The sequence below is a fragment of the Acinetobacter sp. NIPH1876 genome (genome assembly GCF_022808535.1).
In the GTDB taxonomy this organism is placed as follows: Bacteria; Pseudomonadota; Gammaproteobacteria; order Pseudomonadales; family Moraxellaceae; genus Acinetobacter; species Acinetobacter higginsii.
This window is the reverse complement of sequence record NZ_JALGBR010000009.1, coordinates 168,265-182,168: the sequence shown is the minus strand read 5'-3', so window position 1 is coordinate 182,168 and position 13,904 is coordinate 168,265. Positions and strand designations below refer to the sequence as shown.

The following is a 13,904-nucleotide window of genomic DNA, read 5'->3' as shown; positions in this document are numbered from 1 at the left end:
TTCATGCCACTTTTCAAATAAAAAAATTATGTTTATTTTTTAATCAAAACGTATTCTTAGCAGATCTAGTTTTCACGCATCTTAAATAAAAGTAACTTTATGCCAAATCATATTTTTATATATTATTTTCCATTTCAATGAAATAAAAATAATAAACCATATGTTTTATAACAACAAAAGATGATTTGCACCACAAAAAAGCAAAAATAAAACTTTATGATTCATTTTAATGCATTACAAAAACATACCTTATTTGGAACTTTATGTTAACCAATCCACATTTAAAATTATTTCAATATTTTTAATATTTAGTAAAAATATGAAAAGCTTATATATAAAAACTAAAACACTTTTACACATTTTATTCTACATTAAGCGAAATCTAAAAATAGGGTTTGGCACAGCTCTTGCTAAAACGGATTTATTGAATTTTTAGAGTGGCAATCCATTAGGGGTTAAATAATCAATGAAAAAAGCCAACTTCGCTCAACCAAGTGCTCTGCCAAAAGCGGGCAAAACCATACTCAAACTCAGTACGCTTAGTTTAAGTATGTTGTGTTTAACCATGGCTCACGCTGCAGAGGCAGAATCACCATCCGAGGAAAAAGCAGCCAAAGTCGTAAAAGTTGCGGTTACAGGTTCATCCATCAAAGGCGTTGCAGCACAGAGTGCTTCACCGATTACCATTGTCAAAGTGGATGAAATTCTAAAACAAGGGGTCACAACAACCGAAGAAGCACTCTCAAAAATTACAGCCAATCAATCAAATTTTGTCACGGCTTCAAATGTAGGAACCAGTAAAACACAGGGATCTGCTGCAAATTTAAGGGGAATTGGTGCCAACAAGACCTTGGTTTTGCTCAATGGTCGTCGTTTGGCAGCCAATGCCTATGACAGCGGTGTGACCAATTTAAATATCATTCCACTGGCGATGCTTGATCGTATTGAAGTGCTGAAAGATGGTGCATCAGCGATCTATGGTACCGATGCGATTGGCGGTGTAGTCAACTTTATTACTAAAAAACAATTTAGCGGTTTAAATTTCAGTGCCGACTATCAAAAACCAGAACAAACAGGTGGCGAGCAACAAAACTATTCCATTTTTGGTGGTTATGGTGATTTAGAAGAAAATGGATTCAATGTTTTCGGGGTTGTTGATTATCGACATGGTGATGAAGTCATGGCAAAAGACCGTAAGGTCAGCCGTCGTGGGGGTGTATTACCCGAATTAGGTGTCAATCGAACCAGTAGTGGTTCTTTCCCGGCAAATTTATACGATACAGAGACAGGTACATTCGGCAGTCCTTATGCCAAAACAGGATGTGGCGATAATCCGCTATTCTTCAGTAATGATGGAGTGACCTGCCGTTATAACAGTCAAGCTGTGATTGGCATTATTCCTAAAACAGAGGACGTTTCTGTCATGGGTCGTGTAACCGCAAAAATTAATGATCATTTCAATGCGATTGGTGAGTACGTTTACGCACGTAGTGAAGTGACTACATCCGTTGCACCTGACGTATTTTTTGACTTACCGATGAACCCATCAAGCAAATATTATCCTGGGAATGGTATTACACCTGCCATGGATAATGTCAGTGGCCCACTAGAATTATATTTACGTTCACAAGCAGGTAATCGTATCAGCAATAGCGTAAATGATTCACACCGGATTTTTGCTGGTCTTGAAGGTGATGCGTATGGTTGGGATATTAATACTGGCGTAACCTATGCCCGTAGTAATGCTGCCGATAACGTTCTAAATGGTTATCTTAATTACAATAAAACCGCTGCAGCATTATTAGATGGCACTCTCAATCCCTTTGGTGCACAAAGCTCAGCCGATGGTGATGTATGGAATGGCTTAAGCGTTAAAGGTAAATATCTAGATGCTAAATTAGACTCAACCACAGTCGATTTCACTGCAAGCCGCCCGATCTATACTTTACCTGCTGGTGATGTCGGTTTTGCTGTTGGTGCAAGTTATCGCCGTGATGATTGGCAATCAAAAACACTGGCTGAAATTGCAAGTGTTGCACCAAGTACTGGGGTAGATCCGAATGAGCCAGTAAATGAAGGCTCGCGCAATATCAAAGCTGTCTTCACAGAACTACATATCCCTTTGCATAAGACTTTAGAAGCTCAACTTGCAGCTCGATACGATGATTACAGTGATTTTGGAGATACATTTAATCCAAAAGTGTCGCTTCGTTGGGAACCAATTAAACAGGTCATGTTTAGAACCAGCTATACCAAAGGTTTTAGAGCACCGACATTACAAGAAATGCATTCACCTAAATCCGTCACCAATACAGCTGCAACGTATAATGATCCGCTACTTTGCCCTGGTGGTGTTCCAGCAGCGGGTGCATTACCTGCACGTGACTGTGGTATGCAATTTGATCGACAAAATGGTGGTAACCAAAACCTAGAGCCTGAAAAATCAGATTCATTTACCGCTGGCATGGTATTTGAGCCCATCAAAAACTTGGTCTTCACGCTCGATTATTTCGATATCAAAGTCAAAAATCAGATTACCACCATTTCAGAGACTGCCATTTTTGCTGACCCAGTGAAATATGCAGATAAATTCATCCGTAATGCAGATGGATCGCTGAACTATATCAATACAACCAATCAAAATTTAGGTGGTATCAAAACCTCAGGATTTGATGTCGGTGCAGCTTGGCGCTCTCCAATGACCAGCACAGGCCAATTTGGTCTCAGTATTGATGGTACTTATGTAACAGATTACCAATACCAAGAAAACAAAGGCATGCCATGGATTGGTGTTGCTGGAAGCTATGCAGGCTTGGATTATCAGGCAATCGTTTTACGCTGGAAACATACAGCTAATTTAGATTGGCGCTATGAGAACTGGGCACTCAACTTACAGCAAAACTTCTCTAAAGGTTATAAAGACCAAAACTCTAATGGGCAAGACCATTCCGTAGGCGACTATACCACTTATAACCTTTCAGGCACTTATAAAGGTTTCAAGAACCTAGAACTCACACTTGGTCTTAAAAATATATTTGATGCTGAACCACCGGCTTCAAATGTCGTCGATAACTTCCAAATGGGTTATGACCCGCGTTATGCAGATGCTGTTGGTCGTAGCTATTTCGTTCGCGGTACCTATAAATTTTAATGCGTTTCATCACTACGGCATGAATATTGTTCTGTCGTAGTGATTCACCGTAATCCTCTGTTTCATCACATTCCAAGCGGTTGTTGTCAGTCTAAATCGATATAAGCCGCCCCTAATGGATATGAATTACTGATTACAATTTCAGGAGTATTTATGGGCATCCCCTTTTCTGAGAGTGAAAATCAACCAGCCAAACGCCTTGTCGGTATTGGTCTGGTGTTATTTCTACATCTCATTATCGCCTATATTCTGATGACAAGTTTAGCGACCGACTTTAGCAAGCCTGTCGATAAGCCTGTAGAACTACAGATTATTCAGGACATCAAACCACCACCGCCTCCAAAACCAGAGGAACCAAAACCTAAAGAAAAGCCACCCGAGCCACCGAAAATGGTCGAAAAAGTGGCCAAGATGCCTGACCCACCTAAACAGGTGGAGAAAGTCACACCTGTGCAAAAACCAGCACCTGCTCAACCGACCAAAACGGCTGTTGCGACACCAACACCTACGCCTGCTGCAGCAAGTCCGAGCCCTGTTGCTGCTCCAACAGCGCCAGCCGCACCTGCGACTCCAGCAAAACCCGCAGGAATTTCACGCGGTGTTTCTGAAGGAGAAGCGGGCTGCCAAAAACCTGAATACCCTCGTGAAGCCTTGATGAATGAAGAAGAAGGTACAGTGCGTATTCGTGTGCTGGTTGATGGTTCAGGCAAAGTGATCGACTCAAAAGTTAAAAAATCGAGTGGTAGTAAAAGCCTAGATAAAGCAGCTGTCAAAGCCTATAGCCTGTGCACATTTAAACCTGCAATGAAAGACGGTGTACCACAACAAGAATGGTACGAAATCGAATATCCATTCACGATTTCCTAATTAAATACATTGAACAAACAAGTTTTTGGAGAATTTAAAGATGACAAACACAGCAAAACGTATTTCTCGAATCGCAGCAATTGGCCTCATCGCAGGAACGACCTTACTTCCAGTTGCAACCGTGTGGGCGGATGAAACCACGCAAACCACAGCCGTAACGACGGTAGCGACTGATGCCGCAGCACAAGCAGCACCAACCCCGCCTCCATTACCTGCAACTGTTGAAAAAGTACATAACCCTTATGGTTTAGAAGCCCTATGGCGCGAAGGTGACTTGGTCGCAAAATCAACATTATTTATCTTGGTACTAATGTCGATTGGAACGTGGTACATCATTCTGTCGAAAGTGTTCCAACAAAGTAAGATCAAACGCCATGGCACAGAAGCTGAACGCCATTTTTGGGAAGCGGAGTCTTTAAATAGCGCTGCAGAAAGTTTAAATAGCAATAGTAGCTACCGTTATATTGCTGAAAAAGGCATTCGCTCAACCAAACATCACGATGGCACCTTATTAGAACGTATTGATTTCAACACATGGGTGACGATCTCAATCCAACGTGCAATCGAAAAAGTGCAAAGTCACTTAAGCAATGGTTTAGCCTTCCTTGCTACTGTGGGTTCAACCGCGCCATTTGTCGGCTTATTTGGAACAGTTTGGGGGATTTATCACGCGCTTACTGCGATCGGTATTTCAGGCCAAGCATCAATTGATAAAGTTGCTGGACCTGTGGGTGAAGCACTGATTATGACCGCAATTGGCCTTGCAGTCGCGGTTCCTGCTGTACTTGGTTATAACTGGTTAACCCGTCGCAATAAAGCGGTGATGGACAATGTCCGTTCATTTGGTTCAGACCTACATGCCGTACTCCTCAGCGGTGACCTAAACAGTAATCACCCAAACCGTGATTCTAAATAAGGAACACCATTATGGGCATGATGATTAATTCAGATCAAAGTGACGATGATGTCATCGGGACGATTAACACGACTCCGCTGGTCGACATCATGCTGGTGCTGCTGATTATCTTTTTAATCACAGTTCCAGTGGTCACACACACTGTTCCGGTAAAACTACCTGAAGAAAAAAATACACCTTATGCCACCACACCACAAAATATCCAGCTTTCCGTCAATAAAACGGGGGATATTTTTTGGAATGAACAACACGTTGCAAATAAAGAAACGTTACTTGCCCGTTTACAAGCTGAAGCGCAAAAACGTCCACAGCCTGAGGTTCATATTCGTGGCGATCAACAGACACATTATGAAGCGATAGATCAGGTGATCAGCACAACACAGCAAGCAGGGATTGGCAAAATCGCTTTTGTTACGACTCCCCCTGCTTCTACACCATAATAGGAGAATCACACATGGGTATGAATGTGGGTTCAAAAAATGATGAAGAAGATGTGATGCTTGACGTCAACATGACACCGCTGATTGATGTCATGTTGGTGCTGCTGATTATGTTCATTATCACCATCCCGATTCCAAACAATGCCATTAACATTAATTTGCCAAATGGCACACCACCACCGCCAACAGATCAGAAGCCCCCCGAAACTATTAATTTACGGGTTGATGCGCAAGGGCATATTTTTTGGAATGATCAAGCGGTTGCTGATCGTTCAGCCTTAAAAGCCTTGTTTGATTCGGTTGCTCAAAAAGCTGATCAGGATCAGATTAAGTTTAAGCCTGATGCACAGGCTGAATATAAGAATATCGCGATGGTGATGGCACTCGCTCAACAGAGCAATATCACCAAAATCGGTATCGTCAGTAATAACTAAATAATAAAAACAAAAAATTAATCAGATAACTACAATTTTACTCCTGAGCTAACAAGTTCGCTTGTTAGCTTTTTTTATTTTATTTCATTGATGACAACAGGAATAAGCTTACTGCTCACCTTATAACCTTGTGGTTTGTTATTACAGGCATCCCCTGTCACGGTGGTTCGAATGACATAAGGAGAATAAGGCATCACATTTAAATAGCCCGAATTATCTCGGCCAGTACGACAGTCTTCTGCCCCCATTTTTTCATCATAGCGACCGTCATAAGAAGATTCCTCTACTTCTGCAATCAGTTTGCTGGTCCACTGAGTGAAATAAACCAAACTTTTACTCGACTCGACCGTCCCCTGTCCTGAACCTGCACTTTCAATTTCGATCAGTTGAATCGGTTTACCTTTATAAACGGTTGAATGCACTTTAAAGCTATTCGATTGACCACCAAACTCTTTTAGGATTCGCGCCTGCTTTAATTTTGGACGGGTTAACACATAGCCAGCCCAAAAATTACGTCCTGCATTTTCAAAACTCACACCCGATAAATAGGCTTCTTCTCCTGAGATCAGTTTTACTGCTTCGGTAGAATCGATCTGAATGGCTTGGGGTGGATTGGCATTTGAATCTTGTAAGTTAGTGATCCAACTGATAATGGTTTTATCTGGAGGTACAGCAGCATGAGTAGTCGAGATTAGACCTGACAGGCAGAGGGTTATAAAAATAAAATTCTTTTTATTCATTGTTAGTCACCTTAAATTTATTAATTAAATGGCTTCCAAAATCTATTAGCTATCGTGACGGCGGCATGGATGCCGCCCGTAGGGCTGCGGTATAAGGATATACCGTCAGCCCTACAAAGGATTTTTGTTACTTTTCATCCCTGAAAAGTAAGATAATGTGGTATTCATTTGAGAAAACTCGGGAAGACGCTGTGGTTCACCCTATTGAATAAGATTCTAAATTTAATGAATTAAATTAGAATTTTTCCAACTCAACCCATTCTGCTTCTGGAAAATGCTTTGCCAAATAAGCTTTTAAATAATCTGCGGTATCTTTCGAAATAAGTGGATCTTTCGACTCATCCCTTAAGTTATACACCAAAGCATGCAAACTCAAACCACGCTGCTTTAAAGCCTCTAAACTCAACAAAGTATGATTAATACTTCCTAAACGCCCAGAAGTCACTAAAATCACAGGAAATTGATGCTGAACGATATAATCAATCGTCAACAACTCTGTAGTTAAAGGCACCATCAAACCACCAGCACCTTCTAACAACACCACCTCAAACCGCTGAGCCAACTCTTTGGTTGCAGCTTCGATCTTGGCAAAATTCAGATCACGTCCATCCAAACGTGTAGCTAAATGCGGCGAGGCCGGATAAGTAAAAATTTCAGGCATAGTCAGCTTTTCATGATCTTCCTGAAACCAACCACTGCCCATAATTTCACGATGTTTTTCGATATCTTCGGAGATATCTACATTCCCCGTTTGTACTAATTTTTGGGTAATGACACGCTGTCCCTGTTCGGTCCAAAGTTTGGCGAGATAACCAGTGGCATAAGTTTTACCAATTTCAGTATCGATACCACTGACAAAATAAATTGCTGCACTCATGCTGTTCTCCGTGCAATCACATAAATCGGATGATAAGTCAGACGAAACCCCTGCTCATCATAAAACTGTTGATAATCTAAATAAAACTGCTGCAAGGATTGCTTGGTCCAACGATGTGATTGAGCTGTTGCGGTCACGCCTGTGGCTTTTAAATGCTGCAATACAGATTTTGGATGATCAAAATAAACCTGCTTATGATCTTGATGTATCAATAGAATTTCAAAGCCTTGCTGTTCAAGCTGTCGCTTTAAAGATTCTAAGTCAACATAAGTTAAACCTTGTCCTGTTAACTGCTTAATTTCAGTCAAATTGTCAGGCCCAAAAGTAGAAAAACCGAAAAATGCATTGGGTTTTAATGCCGCATAAATTCGCTGCAATAAAGCAGGTAGGTCAATCATCCACTGTAATGCTGAACTGGAAATCACTGCATCCAAACATTGCGGTAACATCAGTTGCTCAATATCACCGATCAACCAATCAACCTTAGGTCTCCCCTTAACAAAGGGGAGATTTAGAGGGGATTTAAAATTTGAAAAATGCTGATCGACATCTGCATATAAATCATTTAAGAACAGTTGCTCAACCTGAAAATAAGACTCACATAAATAGGTGAGATTGCCTGAACCACAGCCAATCTCTAGGACTGAATCCAAGTTTTGCGGACAATACTCTTTAAGGTATTCAAATAACTGCGCACTAATCTGTTTCTGTACCACAGCATGCTCGACATAGCTTTGCCCTGCTTTGGCAAAACGTTGGGCCACCAGTGCTTTATTGATGCTCACAAACACTCCACCAATTGTTCCAATTCATTTTTTTGCACCAAAGAAGTTAATGAAATACGCAGGCGTGAACTATTCTGTGGCACTGTTGGTGGGCGTACTGGCATGGCATAAAAACCTTGTTGTTGTACATAGCGTGCTTTTTCAATCGCAGCTTGGCTTTCACCCAAGATAATCGGAATGATATGACTGCTAGATGGGCTCGAGAAACCTTTTGCAATCACAGCCTGTTGTAAATATTGACTGATCTTAGCCAGATGCTGACGCTGTTGCTGCATGCTCAGCACTTTATTAAAAATAAAATCTGACCATGCTATCGAAATCGGTGGTAAAGCGGTACTAAAAATCAATGGGCGCATTTTATTGATCAGATAATCACGAATGATTGAATCACAAATGATATAGCCGCCTACCGAGGCAATTGCTTTACCAAAGGTACCCACCAAGAAATCAATCTGATCCAACACCCCATATTGTTCAGCACAACCCAGACCTTGCTCACCCCTGACGCCGATCGCATGGGCTTCATCGACATACAACATGGTTTTGGCAAAGCGTTGCTTTAACTGCGCCAATGCAGCTAAATCCGTCTCGTCCCCATCCATACTAAAAATACTTTCGGTCACCACAAGAATGCGTTCAACTTGCTCATCTTGATGATACTTTTGCAATAACTGTTCCAGATGCTGCAAATCATTATGGCGATAACGTACATATTGAGCAGTCGAAAGTCGAATGCCATCAATCATACTGGCATGTACCAGTTTATCGGCCAGAATCACGGTTTTGCTATCACATAAAGCAGGCAAAATACCGATATTCATGTGGTAGCCACTATTAAAGAGTAAGGCAGCACGACCAAAGGCTTTGCTTAGGCTATTTTCAAATTGTTCATATTCTGCAAAATTACCCGTCAGCAAGCGTGAAGAAGATGAACTAAAGAGCGCTCGTTCGATTTTCAACGTATCAAGAAATTCTTCTCTTAAAGTTAAATCAGCGGCCAAACCTAAATAATCATTGGATGCGAGATTCAACATGGCTCGATCTTGAATCGTGATCCATCGTCCAGATTGCTCATTTGCAGTGAATTTACGGAAATTACCCTGTTGCTTAAGTAAGTCAAGCTGCTCGGCATAATGATCAAGCAAGGACATTGGCATTTACTCCTTGCATATTTTTTACCACTTCACTCATCTGTGCTAATAAATAATGGAGTTCATCATCGCTAATCACATACGGCGGCATCACGTAGACCAATTTTCCAAATGGTCGTACCCAAATCCCCCGTTCAACAAACTGTTGCTGTAAGGTTTTCATGTCGACATTGGTGGTTAACTCAACCACGCCAATCGCCCCTAAAACCCGTACATCAGCAACATGATCGAGCTGTGCTAAATCCGTTAACTGTTCAGCCAGAATCTGTTCAATTCGTTGAATATTGGCTTGCCAATCCTGTTCCACCAGCAGTTGTGTACTTCTTAATGCAACCGCACAGGCCAGTGGATTCGCCATAAAGGTTGGGCCATGCATAAACACGCCTGCTTCACCACGACTAATGCTTTCAGCCACTTGCTTGGTGGTTAAGGTCGCAGACAATGTCATATAACCACCTGTTAAGCCCTTACCAATACACATGATATCGGGTTCGACCTGCGCGTGTTCCCATGCAAACATTTTGCCTGTACGTCCAAAACCCGTGGCAATCTCATCAAAGATCAGCAATAAATTGTATTCCTCACACAATGCTTTGGCTTGACGTAAATATTCAGGATGATAAAAACGCATCCCACCTGCACCCTGAACAATTGGCTCGATAATCAATGCAGCAATACTGTGATGATGCTGTTCAATCTGCTGTTTGAGTTGCTGAATATCTTGCGGATTCCATTCGCCATCAAAACGGCTTTGTGGCGCGGGTACAAAAATTCGATTCGGTAAACTTGTACCAAAAATTTGATGCATCCCCGTGACTGGGTCACAGACAGACATCGCATTCCAGGTATCGCCATGATAGCCAGAACGGGTGGTAATAAAATTGGTTTTTTCTGGTTTGTTTAATGCAGCCCAATATTGAACTGCCATTTTTAACGCTACTTCTACGGCAACCGAACCTGAGTCTGCGTAGAAAATCTTATCTAAATTCGGCGGCGTGATTTTTAATAATAATTTGCCTAATTCAATTGCAGGTTCATGGGTCAGACCGCCAAACATGATATGCGCCATGTTCTGCAATTGATCTGTAACCGCTTGGTTGAGTTCAGGATGGTTATAGCCATGAATCGCACACCACCATGACGACATGCCATCAACCAAAGCTCGACCATCTTCCAGTTCGATGGTTGCGCCATAAGCACGTTTGACTTTAAAGGTTGGCAGTGGATTTAACATCGAAGTATAGGGATGCCATATATGTTCTAAATCAAATGGGTCTGTCATCCTTTACCTCTGTAAATTCAATATTTAATGATGTGCTGTACAGTGTCATTCCGAGTACTCATCCAATTTCAGGATAAGCCTTCAGCTGGACCTACTTTTCTTTCGGGAAAAGTAGGCAAAACCATTCGTCATCCACAAAACCTGTTCACTTCTTGATCCCATCCAAGTATATCTACTCATCCATATTCATCACTTTTACGATAACCACGCAGGTTGTGGATGACCTTACCGAGTATCAATTTTTTGGAAAATTCATACAGAAGAACTTGTGAACATCTTAAACGTGTCAAAATCTAAAATATATTGCGAGAACTTTCAATTCAAGCAAGATTAAACCGTCTGTTGAATAAAATCTTCAATTATTTGCACAGTCTGCTCAACCATAAAACATGGAAAACCATGTGAAGCTCCATCGATCGAAACAACAGATAGATTCTTTGCAGCTAAATCTTCAGTTTTTTGCACAATTTGGTAAGGAACTAAAGCATCATACTCAGCAAAGACATGCAACTGCCTACCCTGATAATTTTTATACAACTCAACCAAGTTTAATTGCTCCAGCAACTGTAACCCATCTCTAAGCAATGCAATCGGTTGTGGACGAATCAATTTCTGCATAGCTACGAAATCTTTCTTTGCCGAACTTGCACCCTGACACACCAATAAACCAAACCGTTTTAGCGTGGTAATTGCATCCTGTTCAAATGATTGTTTAAACTGGATAAAGGTTTCAACAGGCATCGCAGTTGTCCAATCTGCTTTAACCACAAAACATGGATTCGACGCTAAAGTGATTAAAACTTTCGGTTCAGCATATTGTTGTTGAATTTGATCGACCAGTAAGGTTGCCAGTTGTCCACCAAGCGACCATCCAATAATCACATCAAACTTCACTGCAAGTTCGACATGCTGTTGCAATATCTCATCATCCAGCGCATTAAAGATATTAAGCCGCTCAACGCTATGTCCCTTTTGTTCTAAAGCCTCATGTAAAGGTTTTAATAATTCGGCACCACCGCCCCATCCTGTGATAAGTAGAATCTTATAGGTCACGTGCTTGCTCATTTCCAAAAACATCAACGCAGTATACCCTGATTAACACTCCTCATTATTTTCCAAATCTACCAAAAGATGCGCTGGAATCACTTGCTCCCAATGTTGCTTGAACTGTCGATGAACTTGATCAATATCCAAGCAACTATTTCTCGCCACCTGCTGAGCATGAGCAATATCTTTGGCACGCATATAGGCGAGCAAATAATGATCGCCATTCAATTCAAGTTGAAACCAAGATTCAACGGTTACCCCTTCTGCTTGAAGTGTTTGAATGGCTTCTACTTTGCGTTGTTGAATTTCTCGCTGCCAAGCCTCGACCTCAGCCTGCCTATTTGCTTTTAATTTAATCAGAACTGCACCAACATCCATTGATTTTCCTTTTCTTTTTCTAAATCGCTATTCAATTGAAATATATAAAGCAGAGCAAAACCCTGTAAAGAATTTTCTACCCCATCCAATCTCTAAATTTGCTAAAGTAGCTGCTATTACACTTTGAGATCAACATGATGAATACGATAAAGTCCAAAGTTCTCGTTTTATGTAGTTCACTTTTTTTACTCAGCTCACCAACACTTAGTAGCGCACAAAGTACCTTATTTTCAAAGCAAGATACCGCTCAAAAAGAATGGGTTGGGCAATCTGCACCAGACTTTAAACTGCAAGATCAAACTGGCAAATGGCATACCTTAAATCAATATAAAGGCAAATGGGTGGTACTTTATTTCTATCCTAAAGACAACACTGCAGGCTGTACCCAAGAAGCTAATCAATTTAAATCACTGTATCCACAATTTACCAAATCAAATGCTGTGGTACTGGGTGTCAGTCTGGATGATGTTGCATCACATCAAAAATTCTCAGAAAAACTTGGCCTACCGTTCCCAATTCTTGCAGATGATCAGGGTGAACTAGCCACTAAATTTGGCATCGTACGAAACTTGGGTATTACTAAAATTGCCAAACGTGAGAGTTTTTTGATTAATCCTCAAGGCGCGGTGATGTATCACTACACCAGCGTGAATACTCAAACTCATGCCGATCAAGTGTTGAAAGATTTAAAAACCTTACAAAGCAAATAATCGCTTTGAAGATTCTGAGTCAAGTTATCGAGTGATCATCTGCCTAGCTGTTTGAAGTCTAGGCATTTTTATACATGTTTAATAATCAATGCCATTGGAATCATCAATCGGGTTCTGATCCAGTGTAAACACGGTACGTTGATACGGAATACCTTCCAGATCATAGACCTGATAAACACAATCAAATAACAGCTGTAGGTCTTCACTGCGATCCATTGCCCGTGCAGTCAGAAAAATTGGGCTGACGGCGCCATTGTCTAAAATCGGAATATAGTTCAAATGAGGAAAGCGAATGGTATCGGCACTGGCAGGAATCACACACAAGCCTTCACCTGCGGCTACCAACCCTAAGGCCAGTTGAATTTCCCGTACTTCATGCATATTTTTTGGCACGAGGCTATGCTCGGCAAAGATATTCAAAAGCTGCGTCGAAAAATTAGGCTTCGGCGAAGTGGGATACATAAACATCTTTTCATCAATTAGATCTGCCAGATAAACCCCTTCCGTCCGCTGTGCAATGGGATGACTGGTATGCGCCGCCACAACCAATCGCTCCTTCCGCAATAAAATCCGTCTGACCGCAGGATCACTAATCCTCAAGCGTCCAAAGCCCACATCAATGCGTCCTTCCTTTAAAGCTTGCAGTTGTTCTGTGGTGCTCATTTCAACCAGTTGAATATTGAGATGTGGCTGCTGTTGTCTGAATAAATAGATGATCCGTGGCAAAAGACCATAAAGCAGCGACCCGACAAAACCGATGGTGACACTGCGTTCAATCAGCCCAATCCGTTTTGCCATACTTTTAATTTCTTCAGCATTAGACAAAAGTTTAATCGCGTGCTGATAAAAGAAATGTCCCGCAGGTGTGGTTTGTAGAGGTCGACTACCCCGCTCAAACAGTTGAATACCCAACTCACTTTCCAAGTTTTGAATCTGTCGACTCAAAGGGGGTTGAGCAATAAATAGTTTTTCTGCGGCCTTGGTGAAGCTCTGTTCTTCAACAACTGCAACAAAATACCGTAAATGACGTAATTCCATGAGGTTTCCATACCTTTAAGATATATAAAAATATAAATTCGGTCTTAGACAGAGTTTACTCATTCTTTTAAGGTATAGACAAGAGATA

General features: G+C 41.3%; 14 protein-coding genes. 6 read left to right on the top strand and 8 right to left on the bottom strand.

The window, feature by feature from the left end:
- Nucleotides 1–466: 466 nt before the first annotated feature.
- From MN869_RS11535 to MN869_RS11515, 5 genes are all read left to right on the top strand, one after another.
- Nucleotides 467–3,151, top strand: coding sequence for a TonB-dependent receptor (locus tag MN869_RS11535; protein ID WP_171248676.1), 2,685 nt, complete (start codon nt 467–469; stop codon nt 3,149–3,151).
- A gap of 153 nt (nt 3,152–3,304) precedes the next feature.
- Complete coding sequence (locus MN869_RS11530; protein WP_004804915.1) at nt 3,305–4,018, top strand: TonB family protein; 714 nt, start codon at nt 3,305–3,307, stop codon at nt 4,016–4,018.
- Between the two features lie 40 nt (nt 4,019–4,058).
- Entirely contained in the window at nt 4,059–4,934 is an 876-nt protein-coding gene (locus tag MN869_RS11525) for a MotA/TolQ/ExbB proton channel family protein (protein ID WP_004804913.1), read from the top strand.
- An 11-nt stretch (nt 4,935–4,945) separates the two neighbouring features.
- On the top strand, nt 4,946–5,374 hold the full coding sequence (locus MN869_RS11520; protein WP_004804911.1) for a biopolymer transporter ExbD: 429 nt from the start codon (nt 4,946–4,948) through the stop codon (nt 5,372–5,374).
- Between the two features lie 14 nt (nt 5,375–5,388).
- Nucleotides 5,389–5,808, top strand: coding sequence for a biopolymer transporter ExbD (locus MN869_RS11515; RefSeq protein ID WP_004655303.1), 420 nt, complete (start codon nt 5,389–5,391; stop codon nt 5,806–5,808).
- 74 nt (nt 5,809–5,882) lie between these two features.
- On the opposite strand, the gene MN869_RS11510 is transcribed toward MN869_RS11515, so the two are convergent.
- The 7 genes from MN869_RS11510 to MN869_RS11480 form a co-directional block, all read right to left on the bottom strand.
- Nucleotides 5,883–6,548 (bottom strand): hypothetical protein, encoded by a 666-nt coding sequence (locus MN869_RS11510; protein WP_033134423.1) that lies wholly within the window; start codon nt 6,546–6,548, stop codon nt 5,883–5,885.
- A 235-nt stretch (nt 6,549–6,783) separates the two neighbouring features.
- Nucleotides 6,784–7,425, bottom strand: coding sequence for a dethiobiotin synthase (gene bioD / locus MN869_RS11505; RefSeq protein ID WP_033134419.1), 642 nt, complete (start codon nt 7,423–7,425; stop codon nt 6,784–6,786).
- Nucleotides 7,422–8,210, bottom strand: a complete 789-nt coding sequence (gene bioC / locus MN869_RS11500; RefSeq protein WP_033134422.1) for a malonyl-ACP O-methyltransferase BioC — start codon at nt 8,208–8,210, stop codon at nt 7,422–7,424. The genes bioD and bioC overlap by 4 nt, the downstream gene beginning before the upstream one ends.
- Nucleotides 8,207–9,361: an 8-amino-7-oxononanoate synthase gene (locus MN869_RS11495; RefSeq protein ID WP_033134418.1), complete on the bottom strand. Its 1,155-nt coding sequence runs from the start codon at nt 9,359–9,361 to the stop codon at nt 8,207–8,209. The genes bioC and MN869_RS11495 overlap by 4 nt, the downstream gene beginning before the upstream one ends.
- On the bottom strand, nt 9,348–10,643 hold the full coding sequence (gene bioA / locus MN869_RS11490; protein WP_033134417.1) for an adenosylmethionine--8-amino-7-oxononanoate transaminase: 1,296 nt from the start codon (nt 10,641–10,643) through the stop codon (nt 9,348–9,350). Before bioA ends, MN869_RS11495 begins: the two co-directional genes overlap by 14 nt.
- Nucleotides 10,644–10,973: 330 nt before the next feature.
- Nucleotides 10,974–11,696: a hydrolase gene (locus MN869_RS11485; protein WP_033134421.1), complete on the bottom strand. Its 723-nt coding sequence runs from the start codon at nt 11,694–11,696 to the stop codon at nt 10,974–10,976.
- Between the two features lie 42 nt (nt 11,697–11,738).
- Nucleotides 11,739–12,068: a DUF6176 family protein gene (locus tag MN869_RS11480; RefSeq protein ID WP_033134416.1), complete on the bottom strand. Its 330-nt coding sequence runs from the start codon at nt 12,066–12,068 to the stop codon at nt 11,739–11,741.
- 134 nt (nt 12,069–12,202) lie between these two features.
- Here MN869_RS11480 and MN869_RS11475 point away from each other — a divergent pair, with 134 nt between their 5' ends.
- On the top strand, nt 12,203–12,778 hold the full coding sequence (locus tag MN869_RS11475) for a peroxiredoxin (protein WP_005312598.1): 576 nt from the start codon (nt 12,203–12,205) through the stop codon (nt 12,776–12,778).
- 78 nt (nt 12,779–12,856) lie between these two features.
- Here MN869_RS11475 and MN869_RS11470 read toward each other — a convergent pair whose 3' ends face one another.
- Entirely contained in the window at nt 12,857–13,816 is a 960-nt protein-coding gene (locus MN869_RS11470) for a LysR family transcriptional regulator (RefSeq protein WP_005205529.1), read from the bottom strand.
- Nucleotides 13,817–13,904: the final 88 nt, after the last annotated feature.